The sequence below is a fragment of the Streptomyces sp. Je 1-79 genome, assembly GCF_025195125.1.
Classification (GTDB): Bacteria; Actinomycetota; Actinomycetes; order Streptomycetales; family Streptomycetaceae; genus Streptomyces.
Genome location: NZ_JAMGSL010000004.1, coordinates 21,114 through 40,480, shown reverse-complemented (window position 1 = coordinate 40,480; position 19,367 = coordinate 21,114). Strand labels below are relative to the sequence as shown.

Annotated in this window: 19 protein-coding genes and 1 pseudogene; 2 read left to right on the top strand and 18 right to left on the bottom strand. The window is 72.1% G+C overall.

Annotation, left to right across the window (positions count from 1 at the left end; genetic code table 11):
• Positions 1–17 precede the first annotated feature (17 nt).
• From M5362_RS08165 to M5362_RS08155, 3 genes are all read right to left on the bottom strand, one after another.
• Positions 18–2,075 (bottom strand): SpoIIE family protein phosphatase, encoded by a 2,058-nt coding sequence (locus M5362_RS08165; RefSeq protein ID WP_260226697.1) that lies wholly within the window; start codon positions 2,073–2,075, stop codon positions 18–20.
• Between the two features lie 319 nt (positions 2,076–2,394).
• Positions 2,395–3,576 carry an aromatic amino acid transaminase gene (locus M5362_RS08160; RefSeq protein WP_260226696.1) on the bottom strand — a complete coding sequence of 394 codons (1,182 nt, stop codon included), beginning with the start codon at positions 3,574–3,576 and terminating at the stop codon, positions 2,395–2,397.
• Positions 3,569–4,441, bottom strand: coding sequence for a DMT family transporter (locus M5362_RS08155; RefSeq protein ID WP_260226695.1), 873 nt, complete (start codon positions 4,439–4,441; stop codon positions 3,569–3,571). The genes M5362_RS08160 and M5362_RS08155 overlap by 8 nt, the downstream gene beginning before the upstream one ends.
• 230 nt (positions 4,442–4,671) lie before the next feature.
• On the opposite strand from M5362_RS08155, the gene M5362_RS08150 reads away from it, so the two are divergent.
• The gene (locus M5362_RS08150) at positions 4,672–5,142 is read left to right on the top strand and encodes an Lrp/AsnC family transcriptional regulator (protein WP_260226694.1); all 471 of its coding nucleotides are present in this window, start codon (positions 4,672–4,674) and stop codon (positions 5,140–5,142) included.
• A 93-nt stretch (positions 5,143–5,235) separates the two neighbouring features.
• On the opposite strand, the gene M5362_RS08145 is transcribed toward M5362_RS08150, so the two are convergent.
• From M5362_RS08145 to M5362_RS08095, 11 genes and pseudogenes are all read right to left on the bottom strand, one after another.
• Positions 5,236–5,787 carry a tellurite resistance TerB family protein gene (locus M5362_RS08145; protein ID WP_260226693.1) on the bottom strand — a complete coding sequence of 184 codons (552 nt, stop codon included), beginning with the start codon at positions 5,785–5,787 and terminating at the stop codon, positions 5,236–5,238.
• Positions 5,788–5,876: 89 nt separating this feature from the next.
• Entirely contained in the window at positions 5,877–6,395 is a 519-nt protein-coding gene (locus M5362_RS08140) for an O-acetyl-ADP-ribose deacetylase (protein ID WP_260226692.1), read from the bottom strand.
• 7 nt (positions 6,396–6,402) lie between these two features.
• The gene (locus M5362_RS08135) at positions 6,403–7,815 is read right to left on the bottom strand and encodes an NAD(P)/FAD-dependent oxidoreductase (protein ID WP_260226691.1); all 1,413 of its coding nucleotides are present in this window, start codon (positions 7,813–7,815) and stop codon (positions 6,403–6,405) included.
• Between the two features lie 72 nt (positions 7,816–7,887).
• Entirely contained in the window at positions 7,888–8,724 is an 837-nt protein-coding gene (locus tag M5362_RS08130; RefSeq protein WP_260226690.1) for an inositol monophosphatase family protein, read from the bottom strand.
• An 83-nt stretch (positions 8,725–8,807) separates the two neighbouring features.
• Positions 8,808–10,328: an NCS1 family nucleobase:cation symporter-1 gene (locus M5362_RS08125; RefSeq protein WP_260226689.1), complete on the bottom strand. Its 1,521-nt coding sequence runs from the start codon at positions 10,326–10,328 to the stop codon at positions 8,808–8,810.
• 160 nt (positions 10,329–10,488) lie between these two features.
• A complete protein-coding gene (locus M5362_RS08120; RefSeq protein ID WP_260226688.1) occupies positions 10,489–10,980 on the bottom strand; it encodes a flavin reductase family protein in 492 nt (163 codons plus the stop codon).
• Positions 10,981–10,982: 2 nt separating this feature from the next.
• Positions 10,983–12,020: an iron-containing redox enzyme family protein gene (locus M5362_RS08115; protein ID WP_374214438.1), complete on the bottom strand. Its 1,038-nt coding sequence runs from the start codon at positions 12,018–12,020 to the stop codon at positions 10,983–10,985.
• A gap of 126 nt (positions 12,021–12,146) precedes the next feature.
• A pseudogene (locus M5362_RS08110) lies at positions 12,147–12,263 on the bottom strand (CDGSH iron-sulfur domain-containing protein); the annotation flags it as partial.
• 100 nt (positions 12,264–12,363) lie between these two features.
• Positions 12,364–13,050 (bottom strand): HemK2/MTQ2 family protein methyltransferase, encoded by a 687-nt coding sequence (locus M5362_RS08105; protein ID WP_260226687.1) that lies wholly within the window; start codon positions 13,048–13,050, stop codon positions 12,364–12,366.
• Positions 13,051–13,162: 112 nt separating this feature from the next.
• Positions 13,163–13,699, bottom strand: a complete 537-nt coding sequence (locus M5362_RS08100) for an isochorismatase family cysteine hydrolase (RefSeq protein WP_260226686.1) — start codon at positions 13,697–13,699, stop codon at positions 13,163–13,165.
• A 105-nt stretch (positions 13,700–13,804) separates the two neighbouring features.
• Positions 13,805–14,125, bottom strand: a complete 321-nt coding sequence (locus M5362_RS08095) for a helix-turn-helix domain-containing protein (RefSeq protein ID WP_260226685.1) — start codon at positions 14,123–14,125, stop codon at positions 13,805–13,807.
• 302 nt (positions 14,126–14,427) lie between these two features.
• Here M5362_RS08095 and M5362_RS08090 point away from each other — a divergent pair, with 302 nt between their 5' ends.
• Positions 14,428–14,676 carry a hypothetical protein gene (locus tag M5362_RS08090; RefSeq protein WP_260226684.1) on the top strand — a complete coding sequence of 83 codons (249 nt, stop codon included), beginning with the start codon at positions 14,428–14,430 and terminating at the stop codon, positions 14,674–14,676.
• Positions 14,677–14,702: 26 nt separating this feature from the next.
• Here the strand turns inward: M5362_RS08090 and M5362_RS08085 are convergent, their stop codons facing one another.
• Genes M5362_RS08085 through M5362_RS08070 form a run of 4 tightly spaced genes read right to left on the bottom strand, consistent with a single transcriptional unit; the run spans position 14,703 to position 19,284 of the window.
• The gene (locus M5362_RS08085; protein WP_260226683.1) at positions 14,703–15,704 is read right to left on the bottom strand and encodes a TIGR03842 family LLM class F420-dependent oxidoreductase; all 1,002 of its coding nucleotides are present in this window, start codon (positions 15,702–15,704) and stop codon (positions 14,703–14,705) included.
• Positions 15,705–15,729: 25 nt separating this feature from the next.
• Entirely contained in the window at positions 15,730–17,133 is a 1,404-nt protein-coding gene (gene hydA / locus M5362_RS08080; protein ID WP_260226682.1) for a dihydropyrimidinase, read from the bottom strand.
• 31 nt (positions 17,134–17,164) lie between these two features.
• A complete protein-coding gene (locus M5362_RS08075; RefSeq protein ID WP_260226681.1) occupies positions 17,165–18,445 on the bottom strand; it encodes an aspartate aminotransferase family protein in 1,281 nt (426 codons plus the stop codon).
• On the bottom strand, positions 18,442–19,284 hold the full coding sequence (locus tag M5362_RS08070; protein ID WP_260226680.1) for a nitrilase-related carbon-nitrogen hydrolase: 843 nt from the start codon (positions 19,282–19,284) through the stop codon (positions 18,442–18,444). Before M5362_RS08070 ends, M5362_RS08075 begins: the two co-directional genes overlap by 4 nt.
• Positions 19,285–19,367: the final 83 nt, after the last annotated feature.

The window sequence follows — 19,367 nt, the reverse complement described above, 5'->3', positions numbered from 1 at the left end:
CGGGCGGGACGGACCGGTCATCTCAACGAGGTGCGGGCGAGCAGCACGGCCACGTCGTCCCCCGGGGCGCAGGGCAGCAGCTGTTCCAGGATGTCGTCGCACAGCTCGCTGAGCGGCCGTTCGAGATGGAGCAGCACCTCGGCGAGCCGGTCCATGCCCTCGTCGAGGTCGCGGTCCCGGGCCTCGATGAGTCCGTCGGTGTAGAGCACGAGGAGGCTGCCGGGCGGGAGCAGGAGCTCCTCGGTCGCGAAGTCGAGTCCGCCGGTGCCGAGCGGGGTGCCGGGCGGCCCCTCCAGGAAGGTGATCGCGCCGTCAGCCGTGGCGACGGCGGGCGGCGGATGGCCGGCGCGGGCGATGACGACGCGACCGGTGGCCGGGTCGTGGACGGCGTAGACGCAGGTCGCCATCTCGTCCTCCCCCACGTCGGCCACGACGGCGTCGAGCGAGCGGAGGAGTTCCACGGGCGGCACGCCGTGCCGGGCGAGGGTCCGTACCGCCGTACGGAGCTGGCCCATGACGGCCGCGGCGTGGATGCCGTGGCCCATGACGTCGCCGATGACGAGTCCCGTACGGCCTTCGGGCAGCGCGATGACGTCGAACCAGTCGCCGCCGACGTCGTGGTCGCTCGCGGGGAGGTAGCGGCCGGTGAGCTCCAGGCCGTCGGCCTTGGGCAGGGCGTTGTTGGTGAGGCTGCGCTGGAGGGTGAGGGCGGCCTCGCGCTGGGTGGTGTACATGCGGGCGTTGTCGATGTTCAGGGCCGCGCGGGCGACGAGTTCGTCGATGAGGACGAAGTCCTGCTCGTCGAAGGGTTCGCGCTCGTTCAGGCGCGTCACGGTGACGGCGCCGAGGACCGTGCCGCGGGCGACGAGCGGGACGAGGCGCGCGGAGCCGATGCTGGTCTCGAAGTAGCCGCGCAGGGCTCCGGTGCGGGGGTCGGGGAAGAGCGCCGGGAGGTCGGAGTGGTAGAGGTTCATCGGCCGGGCCTCGGCGATGACGTCCTCGTACACGGTGCCCAGCGGGATCTGGAAGGTCTGTCCCGCGGTGAGCAGCGCGGTGGGGGCGGTGGGGTCGGGGAAGACGGCGGCGAGGCGGCGCAGCAGGCCGTGGGTGGCGGCCGCCTCGTCGGGTTCGAGCACGGATTCGAGCAGCTGTACGTCGGCGGAGTCGGCGAGCTGCGGCACGAGGACCTGGACGATCTCCTCGGCGGTCTGGCGCAGGTCGAGGGTGGTGCCGATCCGGGTGCCCGCCTCGGCGAGGAGGGCGAAGCGGCGGTTGGCCCGTTCGGCCTCGACGAGCGCCCGCTGCCCCTCGGTGATGTCGATCAGGGAGGCGATCACGCCGAGCCGCCGGCCCGAGCCGTCGAGGAGCGGGGCGTACGAGCAGGACCAGGTCCGGTCGTGGTCGGGGTCGGCCGGGGTCCTGCCGGTGCGGCGTACGTCGACGAAGGCGTGGCCGCTCTCCAGGACCTTGCGCATGGTGGCTTCGAGGGCGGCGGCGTTGACGCCGGGCACCACCTCGGTGAGCCGTCTGCCGAGGTGCTCGGCGGCGGGGACGCCGTTCATCCGCGCCAGGGCGTCGTTGACGCGGATGAACCGCAGGTCGGTGCCGAGGGTGCCGAGCCCGATCGGGGACTGGGTGAAGAGGCTCTGGAGCGCGGCGAGCGAGTCCCGCATGCGCAGGACCTCGGAGGTCTCGACCGCGATGAGCATGGCTCCCGGCCGTCCGCGGGGGTCGGCGTCGGGGACGATCCACATCTCCATGGTCACTTCGTGACCGTCGCGGTGCCGCACGGGCAGGGTGCCGACGACGGTCTCGCCCGCCTGCACGCGCCGGGTCAGCTGTCCGGCGAGTTCCTGGTTGGCGTCGGGCACCAGGATGGGGGCCGCAAGGTGTCCGACCACGTCCTCGGGGCGGTATCCGAGCAGGTCCTGGGCGGCGAGCGACCACTCGACTACCCGTCCGTCGCCATCCTCCCGCCACAGCGCGATGGGGAGGAGTTCGCGCAGGACACCGGCGTACCCGATGGCCGCCGGCGGCCGCTCCGGCGTCTCACTCGGCGACTGCGTAGTGTCCAACGATCCGACCTAACCCCGGGGGGTGCCTCCTACCCGATCACCCTAACCGAGCCCTCGACCCGGGGCCCTGTGTACGGCGCCGAAGGTGGGTGCCCGACGTGACCGGGTGGACAGCGGCGGAGCCGGCGGCTTCGGCACCGGGTGCCGCGGGGTGATCGCCTTCAGGGGGTCCCCCCTTACCGACCCGCCGGTAACTTGGCGCCGCCCACTCCCCCGCCGCCCTGTCAGGCACGCGATGCAGAGCTTCTTACGTGTGGTCCGAACCGCCCTCCTGACGGGCGCCCTGCTGTGCCGCCCGGCGCCCGCGGAGGGATGACGCTCACAGCGCGGGAACGGCGCGGGGCGTCTCCAGAGCGGTGGCGATGCCCTGCGCCAGGAACGGGATCCGGTGCGCGCAGACGCCCGCGATGTTGATGCGTCCCGCGTTCGTGCCGTAGATGGCGGACTGCCGGCGCATCCGGCGCATCTGGTCCGAGGTGAGCGGCAGCATCGAGAACATGCCCTTCTGGCTCCGGAGCGACGCTGCCGCCTCCGGGCACCCGAGAGCGTCGAGGTGCGCCGCGAGGTCGGCCCGGTTGGCCGTGATCCGCCCGCGCATGGCGTCGAGTTCCTCACGCCAGACGGCCCGCAGCCGCTGGTCCTCCAGGACGGTGGCGACGACGGCGGCGCCGTGGTCGGGCGGCATGGAGTACATCACGCGGGCGGCGTTCTGCAGGGCCGTCTCGACGTGCCGGAGCGTCTGCCGCGAGGGGCCGAGGACGATGGCGCACCCTGTGCGGTCGCTGTAGAGGCCGAAGTTCTTGGAGCAGCTGACGGCGATCAGCACCTCGGGCAGCCGGTCGGCGAGCATCCGGGTGGCCCACAGGTCGGCGTCGAGGCCGTCGCCGAGGCCGTGGTAGGCGAGGTCCACGAAGGGCACCCAGCCGTGCTCGGCGGCGAGTCCGGCGAGCGCCTCCCACGTCTCGGCGTCGGGGTCGACCCCCGTGGGGTTGTGGCAGCAGCCCTGGAGCAGGACCACGTCACCGCGCCCGGCGGCGCGCAGGTCGTCGACCATGCGGTCGCCGCACGCGTACGTCCGGACCGTCAGCCCGGCGCCCTCCAGTATCGGGCGGTGGTTGACGTACGCCGGGTCGCTGATCCACACCGTGGTGCCGGGGCGGGTCTGGCGTACGAGGTCGGCGACCAGACGGAGCGCTCCGGTGCCCGCCACCGTCTGGACGGCCGTCGCGCGCGCGGTCCTGGCCTCGGTGCCGAGGACCATGGACAGCATGGCCCGGTTGAAGGTGGTGTGGCCGGAGAGGCCGCGGTACTCCTTGGAGTCGGAGCGGCCCGCCAGGCGTATCTCGGCCTCCTTGACCGCGGCCATGACCGGGGTGACGCCGGTGTGGTCGCGGTAGACGCCGAGGACGAGATCCAGGCGCTCGGGGCGCGGGTCGGCGGCGAACTCGGCCGACAGGTCCCACAGCGGGTCGACGGGCGGGGCGGCGAGAAGCTCAAGCATCGGCGGAGACCTTGGTTCGGGGGCGCCGGTTGGCGAGCGCGACGCCGAGGGTGATGAGGGGGACGCCGACCACGACGGAGAGGGTCGGTGACTCGTCGAGGAGGGGTACGGCGAGCAGGACGACGGCGACCGGGCTGAGGCTGCCGACGACGGAGCTCCGCTCGGGTCCGAGGCGGCGGATGGCGAACGCGTACAGCAGTCCGGCGCACAGGCCGACGCCCAGGCCCTGGACGACGAGGAACAGCGCGATGTCGCCGCCGGCGGCGTGGGCGATTCCCGTGGGCAGTACACCGGTGAGGGCCAGCAGCGCGACGACGGCGAAGGAGGGCAGGCAGAGCAGTCCGATGGAGCCGACGGGGTCGAGGTCCACCTCGCGCAGGCCGACGGTGTACAGCGCCCACAGGCCGCTGGCGACGAGCAGTGTCCCGGCGCCGAGGAGGACGTCCCCGTCGAGGGCCGCCGTGTAGCGCCAGACCAGGGCCGCGACTCCGGCCACGATCAGGGCGAGACCTGCCGCCTGCGTACCGCGCGGGGCGCTCCTGCCGCCCGCGACCATGAGGGCGGAGACGAACAGCGGGACCATGCCGGGGACGATCGCCCCGACGAACGCGGCCGACGTCAGCGACCCGCCGTACATGGCCGCGAGGAAGAACGGGACACCCGCACCACAGATGATCTTGAGGGCGGGACCGGGCCGCACCGCGGCCAGCCGGTGCCTGCGCCGCCACAGGGCGGGGGCCAGGACGACGAGGGGCACGCCGAAGCGCAGCAGGGCGGCGTCGGCGGGGAGCAGGGTGGAGGCGCTGAGAGCCCGGGCGCTCAGCGCGAAGGCGGCCCAGATGGCGACGGTGAACAGCAGGGCCACGAGGCCCACGGTCTGCGGCGAGAGCGCTGTCGGCGACGCCGGTGTCTTCGCTGGTGGCGCCTCTGCCGGTGGTGCCCCCGCCGTCCGTATCCCGCCCACCGAAGAGTCCTCCCGCTCGCCCACACTGCTGCACGCAACGCTAGGGCTTCGGGCGGGGCAGCCGATTGCTAGTTCTGCCCTCCAGCCATAGCGTGGGGGCAGAATCTGCCAAGGATGACGGAGGAACGACCGTGGACGCCGTGGACTTCCGGATCATCCACGAGTTGCAGCAGGACGGCCGGCTGTCCAACCAGGACCTCGCCGACCGGATCAGGCTCTCCCCGTCGCCGTGCCTGCGCCGGGTGCGCCGCCTGGAGGAGGCCGGCCTGATCCGTGGCTACACGGCGATGGTGGACCAGGTCTCGTTCGGCCTGCCGATCACCGTCTTCGTACGGATCCGGCTGGAACGGCACACCGCCGACGCCGTCCGGGTCTTCGAGGAGCACGTCGGTCTCATCGAGCACATCCAGGACTGCTATCTGATGGCGGGCAGCAGCGACTACCTGCTCAGGGTCGTGATCGAGAGCCTGGAGGCGTACGAAGCCCTGGTGCGCAACCGGATCCACGCCATTCCGGGCATCGCGTCGATCGAGTCCAGCTTCGCCTTCGGCAGTGTGAAACAGTCCAAGATCTATCCGCGCCCCGGCGGCCCGCTGAGGTGAGGGCCGACGGGGGCGGCACGTCCGGCGTCCGGTCGGCCCGCTCGGACTCCTGGGTCGGACTCCTGGGTCAGAGGCCTGGGTCAGAGGCTTGGGTCAGAGGCCGAACTCCTGCGGGGAGACGCCGAGCGCCGCGCACGCCTCCCGCAGGACCTGCTCCTCCGCCGGGGCGATATAGCCGTCCGCGCCGGCGACGACGAAGCCGGTCTGCACGACCGCCCTGGCCTCCGTCGGCTTCTTCGCCGCCTTGGCGATCTCCTGCATGGCCTCGGCCTTGCCCTGCGGGAAGTTGACCGTCAACTGGTCGACGTGCTTGTTGAACCGCTGGCGCAGCTGGTCCGGCGGGAAGTTCCGCAGGACGTCGTTCTCCAGGATCAGTGACTCCACATGCTGCCGTTCGGCCGGGTCGACCGACCCGTCGGCCGCCGCGACCAGGGCGCACATGGCCATGCTGGCGTCCCGGTAGGCGCCGCTCTTGAGCTCCGTCTTGAGGGAGGTGAGCTGGGACTTGAGCATGCCCACGAGCTGAGCCTTCGATCCCCCGCCGGCCCCCGCGCCCGGCCGCCCGTGGCCACCGGGGCTCCGCGCTCCCTGCGACTGCTGCTGCAGCCCCTTGGCCTGCTCCTTGATCCGGTCCCACATCGCCATGCGTGCCACCTCGGCTGCCCGTTCGCTGGTCCGCGCGAGTCCCGCGCCTCCTCCTGACAACGCCACCCGGCCCGTCGAGGTTCCGAGGATCAGCCGAGGGCGGACTCGAAGGCCGCGTACGCCGTCGCGTCGAAGAGGACGAACCGCACCTCCTCCACCGCGGTGGCGGTGGCGCGCACCGTCCCGATCGCGATGCGGGCGCCGTCGTCGATCGGCCAGCCGTAGATCCCCGTGGAGATGGCGGGGAAGGCGACGGTACGCGCGCCCTGTTCGTCGGCCACCCGGAGCGACTCGCGGTAGCAGGAGGCCAGCTGCTCCGAGCGGTCCTCCTCGCGGGACCAGACCGGGCCCACGGTGTGGATCACCCACTGTGCGTCGAGCCGGCCCGCGGTCGTGGCGACGGCCCGGCCGGTGGGCAGCCCGCGGCCGTAGTGGCCCGCGCGGAGCTTGCGGCACTCCTCCAGGACGGCGGGGCCGCCCCGGCGGTGGATCGCGCCGTCGACGCCCCCTCCGCCGAGGAGGGAGGAGTTCGCCGCGTTGACGATCGCGTCGACCCGCTGCTCGGTGATGTCGCCACGGACGAGGACGAGGTCCGGTTCCGTACTCATACGGCCATCATCGCGCCGTGGCGCGCAGGCGGCGCCAGACCGCCTTGGCCGCGTTGTGGCCGGACATACCGTGCACGCCCGGCCCCGGCGGGGTGGCGGAGGAGCAGAGGAAGACGGCGGGATGCGGCGTGGCGTACGGGAAGAGGGAGAGCTTCGGGCGCAGCAGCAGCTGGAGGCCGCGGGCCGCGCCACAGGCGATGTCCCCGCCCACGTAGTTGGCGTTGCGGGCGGCGAGTTCGGGCGGCCCGGCGGTGGCGCGCGCGAGCACCCGGTCGCGGAAGCCGGGGGCGAAGCGCTCGATCTGACGCTCGATCGCCTCGGTGAGGTCGCCCTCCCAGCCGTTCGGCACATGGCCGTACGCCCAGAAGACGTGCTTGCCCTCGGGGGCGCGGCCCGGGTCGACGAGGCTGGGCTGCGCGGTGATCAGGAACGGCGCGCGGGGCGCCGTACCGGAGGAGGCCTGGTCGAGCGCGGCGCCGATCTCCTCCATACGGGCCCCGATCTGGACGGTGCCGGCCCGGCGAGGGGCCTCGGCCGTCCAGGGCACGGGCCCGTCGAGGGCGTAGTCGATCTTGAACACGCCCGCGCCGTACCGGTAGTGGTCGTAGTAGCCGCCGAAACCGGCGATCCGGGCGAGGGCGGTGGGCGAGGTGTCGAAGACGTACGCGCGGGCCGGCGGCAGGTCGTCGAGACGCTTGACCTCGTAGTCGGTGTGGACCGCGCCGCCCAGCTCCTTGAGATACGCGGTGAGGGCGTCCGAGATGGACTGCGAGCCGCCGCGGGGCATGGGCCAGCCGCTCTCGTGCGCGGCCAGCGCGAACACCAGACCGACCGCCGAGGTGGCGAACCCGCCCAGCGGGGCGATGACATGGGCGACGAGACCGGCGAACAGGGCGCGCGCCTTCTCGTCCCGGAAGCGGCGCATGAGCCAGGTGGCCGGCCGCAGCCCGTCGATGCCGAACCGGGCGAGCGTGACGGGATCCCGGGGCAGGGCGGTGAGCGGCAGGGACATGAAGTCCCGTGTCAGGGTGTCCCACTTGCCGAGGTACGGGGCGACGAGGCGGCGGTAGGTCCCGGCGTCGCGCGGCCCGAACGAGGCGGCGGTCTCGGCGACCGACCGGGAGAGCACGGCGGCCGTGCCGTCGTCCCAGGGGTGGGCCATGGGAAGGCGGGGGTGCAGCCATTCGAGGCCGTACCGGTCGAGCGGCATCGTCCTGAAGACGGGAGAGCCGATCCCGAGCGGGTGCACGGCGGAACATGGGTCGTGGCGGAAGCCGGGGAGGGTCAGCTCCTCGGTCCTGGCACCGCCGCCCACGGTGGACCGGGCTTCGAACACGGCGACGGAGAAGCCCCGTCGGGCCAGCTCCACGGCAGCGGTCAGCCCGTTGGGTCCCGCCCCCACGACGACGGCATCGAGCATCGACGGCACCTTCGGACTCCTTCGTCTGCCGATGGCCAAGGCTCCCAGGATATTCCTGGGCCTCTCAACCCCTCACCGCCCCCGCAGCAGTGTCCGGATCCGGTCGGCGGTGGCCCGGTCCCGCGCCGCGGTGAACGGCAGGGCGTTGCCCCCGGTGACGCGGAACGGCTCGCCCGCGAGCGTCGTGTGCGCGCCGCCGGCCTCGGTGACCAGGAGCAGACCGGCCGCGTGGTCCCAGGCGTACTCCCAACTGAAGGCGGTGGCATCGAGGTCGCCCCGGGCCACGGCCAGGTACTCGAGTCCGGCCGAGCCGCACGGGCGGGGGGCGACACCCTCCACGTCCAGGCCGAGCAGGGCGCGCTTCTGGTCCTCGGTGGTGTAGTCGGGGTGGGAGGTGGCGACCGCGAGGACCGCGCCGGGCGCCGGCGATCCGGACCGTATCGGCCGCCCGTTGAGCGTGGCGCCGCGACCGCGCACCGCTGTCGCCATCTCGTCCAGGACGGGCGCGTACGTCCAGGAGGCGAGGATCTCGCCCCGGAGCGCGAGCGCGACGAGGCTGCAGAACCCGGGCTCGCCGCGCACGAACTGGCGGGTGCCGTCCACGGGGTCGACGATCCACACCGGGGCGTCGCCCTGGAGCGCCTCGTAGACCGCGGGGTCGGCGTGGACGGACTCCTCGCCGACGACGACGGAGCCGGGCAGCAGCGCGGTCAGGGACGCGGTCAGGTGCTCCTCCGCCGCCCGGTCGGCGACCGTCACCAGGTCGTGCGGTCCGTTCTTCTCGACTATCTCGTGCGCGGCCAGCTGCCGGAAGCGCGGCGTGATCTCGGCCGCGGCCGCCTTGCGGACCGCCTCCTCCACCTCGGTCGTACCGCCGGCGAGGACGTGGTCAAGGAAGTCATCGATCATGCGTCCAGCTAAGCACGGCGCTCTGACATTCCGGGAGACCGTCCCTTAACCCTCTGTTTCCCCACTGGGTACCCTTTGGCCCGTTACGCCCTGTCGTCACCCTTCCGGCGCCCTGCCGTGAGCAGGGTGTAGAACAGCATGGAGGCGGCGAGGCCCACGGCCCAGCCGTAGTCGGCGAGGGGCTTCAGGAAGGGGATGAGACCGTTCTCCGGGAAAGGCCCCTTGCCGGGCGCGGAGTGCGAGCCGCCGACCGCCAGCACCCCGCCGACGAGGAAGGCCAGGACGGCGGCCGGGTTCCAGCCGCCCCGGTACCAGTACGGGCCGTCCGGCCGGTACAGGCCGGGCAGGTCGAGGACGGTCCGGCGGACGATCCAGTAGTCGGCGATGAGGATGCCGGCCACCGTGCCGAGCAGTCCGCCGACCAGGCCGAGCCAGGTGAAGATGTACAGCTCGGGGGTCTCGGTCAGCTTCCACGGCATGATCAGAACGCCGACGACCCCGGTGATCAGCGCGCCTCTGCGGAAGTCGACGACCTTCGGCGCGAGGTTGGCGAGGTCGTACGCGGGTGAGACCACGTTCGCCGCGATGTTCACCGAGAGGGTGGCGACGAGCACGGTCACCAGGGCGAAGAGCAGCCCGAAGACGTTGTCCGTCTTCGCGGCGAGCGCGACCGGGTCCCAGACGGGCGCGCCGTACACCGCCTGCGAGCCGGAGGTGACGAGGACGGAGAGCAGCGCGAAGAGCGTCATCGTCGTCGGCAGCCCCAGGGTCTGTCCCCAGACCTGCGCCCGCTGCCCGGACCCGAACCGCGTGAAGTCGGGGATGTTCAGGGAGAGCGTCGACCAGAAGGCGATCATGCCCATGAGGGAGGGGAAGAACACCGGCCAGAAGTCGGCGCCCCAGCCCAGCTTCGAGGGCTGGTCGAGCAGGGGTCCGAAGCCGCCCGCCTTGACGGCGATCCAGACCAGCAGCACGAGCGCGCCGACGATGACGAACGGCGCGGCCCAGTTCTCGAAGCGGCGCAGCGCCTCCATCCCCCGGTAGATGATGGCGAGTTCGAGGATCCAGAAGAGGACGAAACAGAGCCAGAGCGTCCATGGCTGGCCGCCCACCTGCGCCGCCTCGGACCAGCCGCCGAAGACCTTGTCGAGCAGGATGAAGATGCCCTGTCCGCCGATCCAGGTCTGGATGCCGAACCAGGCGCAGGCGACGCCGGCGCGGATGAGGGCGGGCAGGTTGGCGCCGCGCAGCCCGAAGGAGGCGCGGGCGAGGACGGGGAAGGGGATGCCGTACTTGGGTCCCGCGTGCCCGGTCAGGAGCATCGGCAGCAGCACGATGACATTGGCCAGGGCGATCGTGAGGACGGCCTGCTTCCAGTCCATGCCGAGCGCGACGAGTCCGGAGGCGAGCAGCCAGGAGGGGATGTTGTGGGCCATGCCGACCCAGAGGGCGGCGAAGTTGTACGTGGTCCAGCGGCGCCGCTCGACGGGGACGGGCAGCAGGTCGTCGTTGACGAACCGGGGGTCGGCGGGGGCGGTGCCGGGTGGTAGTTCGACGCGGCCGTCGGAGATCGCGGGTCTTCCGGAGGGGGCGGTTGCGGTCATGAGCGGCGGAACCCTTCGTTCGGGGACGGAACGAGGCCGTGCGGGGCGCGGGGGGTTCGGCAGGCGGAGGGCCTGCGGGCCTCGACGATAACAGCGATGCCACCGGCCGCCCTATGGGCCGGTGGCACGGAGAACGGCTGCGTTCCGGGGTAGTTGGCGCTCAGGCCGGATGACCGGGAGAGAAGTCCGTGACGTCGCTCAGCCGGAGCAGGCGGCCCGCCCAGGGGTGCCCGGGCGGGCTCTCGGCGACCGGGGCGAGGAGGAAGCCGACATGGTCGCCGCCGTCCAGACGCGCTTCCACCCGGCCGACGAACCAGGCGAGGGCATCGGTGAGGACGGGAGCACCGGCGCAGGCGGACACCGAGGAGGCACGGGCGAACTTGTCGACGAGGTCACCGGTCTCCTCACCGAACAGCCGTGCCGTCGCCCGCTGTTCGGGGCTGAGGACGTGGACCGCCAGGTGTCCGCCGCGACAGGCCACCTGGTAGGTGTGGTTCTCCCGCGACAGCCAGACGACGAAGCGGGGCGGGTCGATGGAGCATTGCGAGGCGAACCCGACGAGGCATCCGGCCCGCTCCCCGTCCGGCGCCGTGGTCGTCACCACGTACATGGGGTAGTCGAGCAGGTCGGTGAGTCCGTCCAGGCCGGTCACGGTCAGCTCTCCCCGGACAGCGGCAGCCGCAGCGCGGAGACTCCCCGGGCCCACGACTCCCGCAGGTGGTCGGCCAGCCGGTCCTCCAGCAGGATCGTCGCGGCGCAGCCGAAGACGACGTCGTCCTCCAACTCGGGCTCGGCGGCCAGCAGTCCGCCGATTACCTCGCGCCGCACGACCTGCTCGTGGACGGCGTCGGCCTCGACGTGCTCGGCGTAGAAGCGCTCGGCGGCAGGGCCGGCCCCACAGCGGCGCATCGCCCGGGCGAGGCGCCTCGAACCGGGCGAGGAGGTGACCTCGACGTAGCCGAAGTGCCCGACCAGCGCCCCTCGCAGGGCCCGGTGCAGGCCGAACAGGGACATGAGGTTGACGGTGGCCAGCAGCGGTGCGGGCGCGTGGTCGAGGTACCTGCCGTAGGCCGGGTCCAGGCCCAGGTCCTCCATGAGGTCGGCGAAGAGCCGGGCGTGGATGTCCGCGGCGCGTCCGGCGCCGAACTCGTCGTACTCGATCGCCACCATGCCGGCCTTGGCGCGCCCGGTCAGCCGCGGGATGACCCACGCGTGCGGATCGGCCTCCTTGAGGTGGTAGAGCGAGCGCAGCGCCGCGTACTCCCGCAGCTGCTCCAGCCGGCCGTCGGTCTCCAGGTGGCGGCTGACGCTGTCGCTCTGGTCGACCGGCTCGACCAGCAGGGGTGCGAACACCTCCTCGACCGACCGCCGGCCGGCCGGTACTCCCGCGCGCAGGGCGTGCAGGAACCGGGTCTCCAGGCCCTGCCGCAGACGCAGCAGGTCCGGGTCCCACTCGCGGGCGTCGTCCACTCCGTCGAAGCCGCGATAGTGCAGCTCGTACAGCAGGTAGAGGGCGAGTTGCAGGTCCTCTCCCCACGGGTCGGCCGTCAGGAGGGATCTGGGGTCGTACACGGGCGGGGAGCCCGTCCGCAGGGCCTCCCGTACGGACTCGGACAGTTCGCCCCGCGCCTGGGCGAGGGCGGGGCCCCTGCCGGTCGCGGCCACCGCGGGGCCCCTGCCGGTCGCGGTCACCGCCGGGGCCTCCGTCGTCGGCTCCGGTGCGGGGGCTTCCGGGGCCTGCGTCCGGGACCCGGGCGTGGGGGCCGCCGGGCGGCGCGCCGGGCCCTGGCCCTGGCGTTCGCGCGGTCGGTGGCTGGTGTCGCACCACGGGTAGGTCCGGCTGCGCCGGCAGGTGCACACGGCGACCGCGAACCGGTCCGAGCGGACCGGGGTGCCGTCGTCCAGCACGGTCTCGACGGGGCCCTCGACGAGCACCGGCCCCGCGGGGTCCACCGCCACGCGCCGAGGACGGCGGTCCGGACCCGGCGCGGTGCCCGGGTCGGAGGCGACGTCACGGTCGGCACCGGGACGGCTCTCAGGGGCGTCGCGCACGGATGATCACCAGTTCCTCCCGGTCCTCGACACCTCCGGCATACCCCTGGCTCTCCAGCCAGGCGCGCCGCGACCTCAGTACAGGACCCCAGGGCACCACGGTGCGCAGCGTCACCCGCGCCGGCAGCCCCGCTCCTCGCAGCCGCTGCACGGTGGTCGCCGCCCCGTTCATCCCCGAGTGGACGAGGAGCAGGACCCCGCCCGGGTTCAGCAGGGAAGGGGCGCGCTCGCAGATCCGGTCGATGACCTCCCGGCCGTCCGGCCCCGCGTCCCAGGCCCGCGCGGCCCCCCTCGACGGCGGTGGGCCGTGCGGGGACGGAACGTACGGCGGATTGGCCAGGACGAGGTCGAAGCGGCGGCCTCTCGTCCGCGCCGCGAAGTCGCCGTGCAGGACGCGCAGCGACAGTCCCTGGCGCAGCGCGTTGATCCGGGCCGCGATCACGGCCGACAGGGAGACGTCGATCGCCGTGACCTGGGCGCCGGTGGCGGCCGCGCACAGCGCGAGGGCTCCCGTGCCGGTCCCGATCTCCACGACGTGATGCTCCGGCCCGAGGCTCTCGCGGCGGAGGGCGTCGGCGAGCAGCCGGGTGTCGGCCTGGGGACGGTAGACACCTGGCAGCGCGACGAGCCGTTCGTGCACGCTTCTCGTGGAAAGGGCGGTACTGGTCACCGGGCACCTCCTGGGCGAGTCCGGCCGCCCGGCCGGGCGGATCGTGGGGCAACAGCACAGCGGCTTCCCCGAACCGGGGAACATATCCGTGCACGGTGTCCCGGCCGCCCGCTCACCAGCCGATGTCCGAGGCGGGCAGCACGCGGGCCGACATGTTCCGCTCCATCATCCGCAGCGCCGCCTGCGCCAGGTCCTCGTGGATGTGGGCGACCGCGTCCTCGGCCACGGTCACGGACAGGTGCCGGATGTGGGCGTCCAGGGCCGAGTAGAGGATGCACTGCTCGGTCACCTGACCGCACAGGACGAGGTGGCCGACGCCGAGCTTGCCGAGCAGGTAGGCCAGGGGCGTCTCGTAGAAGACCGAGTGGCGGGCCTTGACCACGAAGAGCGAGTCCTCGTCGGGCCGGATCGGTTCGACGAGGTCGGGGCGCCTGCCCGAGAGGGCGGTGTCGAGGATCTCCCCGTGGTGCGACCGCCACTGGCCGAAGTTGTCGTTCGCGTAGATCACCGGGACGTCGTGCTCGCGAGCGTGCCGCAGAAGGTCCACGACCACGGGGACGATCCCGGTCACGGACGGCAGAAGAAGATCGGCGTCGGCGTGCTCGTACGTGTTGAGCATGTCGACGACGACCAGCGCGGTCTTCGTCATGTCCTCCAACCTCGCAGACCCGTCGGCCGCCCACGACGTGGCGATGCCGTGCGGTGAGCCGAGTGGCGCAGTGCGCGGCCGGACGACGCGGGCGGAGGGCGGACGTCACGCCCGCGACTGCCCGGCGGGGGCGGCCAGCAGGGCGAGGAGGCCGGCGATCTCGTACCCCGCCTCGGCGGGGTGCCGGAACTGGGCCTTGGGGTTGATCTCGTACCGGTTCCGACGGCCGTCCGAGCCCCGGGTGCGCGTGACGTACCCGTCCGCCTCCAGATCGGCGACGATCGCCTGCACGGTCCGCTCGGTCACCCCGCACTCGGCCGCGACGTCTCTGAGCCGGACGCCGGGATCGCGGGAGAGCATCAGAAGGACCCGAGCGTGGTTGGTGAGGAACGTCCAGCTCGGGTGCTGGTGAGCACCATCTGCCATGGCATGCCTCTGCCCACGCCCTCCGTGGATCATGCGCTATACGTCCTGCTTTTCACGTATTTCTTGACGTATGTTCGAACGCGGCGCACCATGACGGTGGGAGCGCCCCAACGGAATCGACCGGCCCCGAGCGGCAGCCGCCGCCTCGCTCATCATGCTGGGGGTGCACGATGACCTCCCACGACCGCCACACCCCGTGCGGGGTATGCGGATGCCCGACCGGCTCGCGTCCGCACACGGGCCGCGCACCCGATTCCTCCTACCTGGACCCCCAGGACGCTCGCCACGACGGCCGTCGCCCCTTGCACGCCTGCAGCACCGAGCACCTCACGCTCCTCGAGGACCAGCTACGGGGCCGCCCGTACCACGAGGCGGAGCTGTGGTTCGCGAAGATCACCCGCACCATGGCGCAGCACCACTACGGCATCAGCATGGCCGACCTCAGCCGGGAGACCGGCCTCGACCTGAACCAGCTCGAAGCCGGAGCGCTCTGGATCACCCGGCTCCACTGCGCCCCGCACTCCGCGGCCCGCGACCGAGGCGCCGCCTGAACCGGTGGCACCGAGCGCCGCCGCGGTCAGGCGCTCATCGCCGGGATGACGTCGGAGCCGTAGGCGTCGATGGTCGCCTCCCTGGCGTCGTGCATCGCGTAGACGGCGAACTGGTCGACACCGAGCTCCCGCAGGCGCCGCAGCTTCTCGATATGCGCCTCGGCCGGGCCGAGGAGGCAGAAGCGGTCGACGATCTCGTCGGGGACGAAGTTCGTGGACGGGTTGTCCGCGCGGCCGTGGTGGCTGTAGTCGTAGCCGTGCCGGTCCTTGATGTACGCGGTGAGTTCCGCGGGGACCATGTCGGAGTGCTCCCCGTACTTCGCCACCAGGTCCGCGACATGGTTGCCGACCATGCCGCCGAACCACCTGCACTGCTCACGGGCGTGCGCCAGGTCGTCCCCGACGTAGGCGGGTGCGGCGACGCAGATCGTGAGCGCGTCGGGGTCGCGGCCGGCGTCCGTGGCGGCCTGGCGGACCGCCTTGACCATCCACTCGGTGAGGAACGGATCCGCGAGCTGGAGGATGAACCCGTCGGCCTTCTGCCCGGCGAGGGCCAGCGCCCTCGGCCCGTACGCCGCCATCCAGACCGGCAGCTTGCCGCCCGCCACCCACGGGATCCGGATCGGGTTGCCGTCCACCACCGCCTCGCGGCCCTCGGCGAGGTCACGGATGACGTCGATGGCCTCGCCGAGCCGGGCCAGCGTGTTGGGCTTGCGGCCCGCCACGCGCATCGCCGAGTCGCCGCGGCCGATGCCGCACACCGTCCGGTTGCCGTACATCTCGTTGAGGGTCGCGAAGGTGGAGGCGGTGACCTCCCAGGTCCGCGTGCCCGGGTTGGTCACCATGGGACCGACGTGCAGCTTCGTCGTGTGTTCGAGGATGCGGCTGTAGATGACGAAGGGCTCCTGCCAGAGCACGGCGGAGTCGAAGGTCCAGCCGTAGCGGAAGCCGTTGCGCTCCGCCCGGCGCATCAGCCCGACGACCTCGGAGGCGGGCGGGTCGGTCTGCAGGACGAGTCCGAAGTCCACGTCGTTCTCCTCGTTCAGGTACTGGCTAGTTCAGGTACTGACAGGTGGATCGCGGGGTGAAGGCGCCGTGCCCGGCGCGGCCGGTGAACTTCCGCTGGTCGATGACGACTTCGCCGCGCGAGAGGACGGTCTCGACCTGGCCGGTGACCGTCTTCCCCTCGTACGCGGAGTAGTCGACGTTCATGTGGTGGGTCTCCACCGACAGGGTCTGGACGGTGTGCGGGTCGTAGATCACGACGTCGGCGTCGGCCCCCGGGGCGATCGTGCCCTTCTGCGGGTAGAGGCCGAACATCCTGGCCGGGGTGGCGCAGGCGATCTCGATCCAGCGGCGGCGGCTGATGTGCCCGTCCACGACGGCCTGGTGGAGCAGGTCCATCCGGTTCTCCACGCCCGGCAGCCCGTTGGGGATCTTGGAGAAGTCGCCCCGGCCCAGCTCCTTCTGTCCGGTGAAGCAGAAGGGGCAGTGGTCGGTGGAGACCACCTGGAGGTCGTTGGTGCGCAGCCCGCGCCAGAGCGCCTCCTGGTGCTCCTTCGGCCTCAGCGGGGTCGAGCAGACGTACTTCGCGCCCTCGAAGTCCGGCTCGGCGAGGTTGTCGGTGGACAGGAAGAGGTACTGGGGGCAGGTCTCGCCGAAGACGGGGAGCCCCATGTCGCGCGCCGCCGCCAGCTCCCGTACCGCCTCGTCCGCCGAGACGTGGACGACGTAGAGCGGCGCCCCGGCGACCCGGGCGAGCTGGATGGCCCGGTGGGTGGCCTCGGCCTCCAGGAGGACCTTGCGGACCTCGCCGTGGTAGCGGGGGTCGCTCTCGCCCCGGGCGAGCGCCTGCTCCACGAGCACGTCGATCGCGATGCCGTTCTCGGCGTGCATCATGATCAGTCCGCCGTCGTGGGCGGCCCGCTGCATCGCCCGCAGGATCTGGCCGTCGTCCGAGTAGAAGACCCCCGGATAGGCCATGAACAGCTTGAACGAGCTCACGCCCTCCTGGACGAGCCGGTCCATCTCCTTGAGCGTCGACTCGTTCACGTCCGACATGATCATGTGGAAGCCGTAGTCGATCGCGCACTGGCCGTCGGCCTTGGCGTACCAGGCATCGAGCCCCTCACGCAGGGAGCGGCCGACGCTCTGTACGGCGAAGTCGACGATGGTGGTGGTGCCGCCCCAGGCGGCGGCCCGGGTGCCGGTCTCGAAGGTGTCGGAGGCGGAGGTGCCGCCGAAGGGCAGCTCCATGTGGGTGTGCGCGTCGACGCCGCCCGGGATGACGTAGCGGTCGGTCGCGTCGATGGTGCGGTCGGCGGTCCAGCCGGCGGCCGCGCCGGAGCCGTGCGCGGCGAGCGCGGCGATCCGGCCGTCCTCGATCAGGACGTCTGCGTGGATCTCGTCGGCGGCGGTGACGACGAGGCCGCCGCGGATGAGGGTACGGGTGCTCACGGGTGGTGTCCCCCTGGCTGAATGCGGTGGACTACAGGGAACGGAGGGCCTGTTCGAGGATGGCGGCACCCTCCTCGGCCTCGGCGACGGTGAGGGAGAGCGGCGGGGCGATCCGCAGCGAGCTGGTGTTGTGCCCGCCGCCCTTGCCGATGAGCAGCCCGTTCTCGCGGGCGGCCTCCAGGACGGCCGCGGCCGCCGCCGGGTCGGCCTCGTCGGTGCCGGGCCGGGTGAGCTCGATGCCGATCATCAGGCCGCGCCCGCGGACCTCCCGTACGGCCTCGACACCGGCGCCGACGGCCCGCAGCCGCTCGATCAGCAGGCCGCCGACACGCCGGGCGTTGCCCTGGAGGTCGTGTTCGAGGAGGTACGCGAGGTTGGCGATGCCCGCCGCCATGGTGACCGGCGAGCCGCCGAACGTGGAGATGGAGTTGGCGTCGATGCAGTTCATGATCTCGGCGCGGGCGACGACTCCGCCGACCGACATGCCGTTGCCGATGCCCTTGGCGAAGGTGAGGATGTCCGGCGGGCCCGCCTGGCCGTGCGCCTGCCAGCCCCAGAAGTGCTCGCCGGTGCGGCCCCAGCCGGTCTGGACCTCGTCGGAGATCCAGAGGATGCCGTGCCGGTCGAGGACGCGGCGGAAGGCGGCGTACAGCCCGTCGGGCGGGGAGGTGAAGCCGCCGACGCCCTGGATGGGTTCGGCGATCAGCGCGGCGACGTCCCGGGTGTGACCGAGGAGGTCCTCGAGGTCGGCGACGCAGGCGTCGACGAACCGCTCGTCGCTGTACTGGGCGTAGGGGCCGCGGGTGCGGACGCCGCCGTGCACGTACAGGGTCTGGAGCGGGGAGAGGCTCGTCGGGGACCAGGCGCGGTTGCCGGTGATGCCGACGGTGGAGAAGGAGCGTCCGTGGTAGCTGTTGCGCATCGCCAGGATCTGGTTGGAGCGGCGGTACGCGGTGGCGAGCAGCAGGGCCGTGTCGTTGGCCTCGGTGCCGGAGGTGGTGAAGAAGACGCGGGCGTCGGGGATGCCGGAGAGGGTGGCGATCCGCTCGGCCAGCTCCACCATGGGACGGTTGAGGTAGAGCGTGGAGGAGTGGATGATCCGTCCGGCCTGCTCGGCGACGGCCTTGGTGACCTCGGGCACGGCGTGGGCGGTCATGGTGGTGAGGATGCCGCCGAAGAAGTCCAGGTACCGGTTGCCGTCGGCGTCCCAGACGTGACGGCCCTCGCCGTGGGTGATCTCGATCGGGTTCCGGTAGTAGAGCGCGACCCAGTCGGGGATCACGGCGCGATGGCGGTCGTACAGGTCGTTCACGGCTGCACCAGCCCGTCGTAGGCGTCGGGGCGCCGGTCGCGGTAGAACGCCCACTGCTGCCGCACCTCGTCGATGAGGCGGAAGTCGAGGTCGCGGACGATGAGCTCCTCGGCCTTGTCGGAGGCGACCTCGCCGACGAACTGCCCGCGCGGGTCGACGAAGTAGCTGGTGCCGTAGAAGTCGTTGTCGCCGTACTCCTCGATGCCGACGCGGTTGATGGCGGCGACGAAGTACTCGTTGGCGACGGCGGCCGCGGGCTGTTCCAGCTGCCAGAGGTAGGAGGAGAGGCCTCGGTGGGTGGCCGACGGGTTGTAGACCAACTGGGCTCCGTTGAGTCCGAGTTGGCGCCAGCCCTCGGGGAAGTGCCGGTCGTAGCAGATGTAGACGCCGACCTTGCCGACGGCGGTGTCGAAGACCGGCCAGCCGACGTTGCCCGGGCGGAAGTAGAACTTCTCCCAGAAGCCCTTCACCTGAGGGATGTGGTGCTTGCGGTACTTGCCGAGGTAGCTGCCGTCGGCGTCGATGACCGCCGCGGTGTTGTAGTAGAAGCCGGCGCCCTCGACCTCGAAGACGGGGACGACGATCACCATGCCCGTCTCGCGGGCCAGCTCCCGCATGCGGGTGACGGTCGGCCCGTCCGGGACGGGCTCGGCCCAGCGGTAGTGCTCGGAATCCTGCACCTGGCAGAAGTAGGGGGCGTTGAAGACCTCCTGGAACCCGATGACCTTGGCGCCCTGGCGGGCCGCCTCGCGGGCGTGCTCCTCATGCTTGGCGATCATGGATTCGGTGTCGCCGGTCCAGGTCGCCTGGACGAGCGCGGCGCGTACGACGTCGGTCATGAGCTGCTCCTTCGGCACGGCGTCAGAGAGCCTCTACGCACGTAGACACGGTGCGTAGGAGGAGAACGTAAGCCCCGTCACAC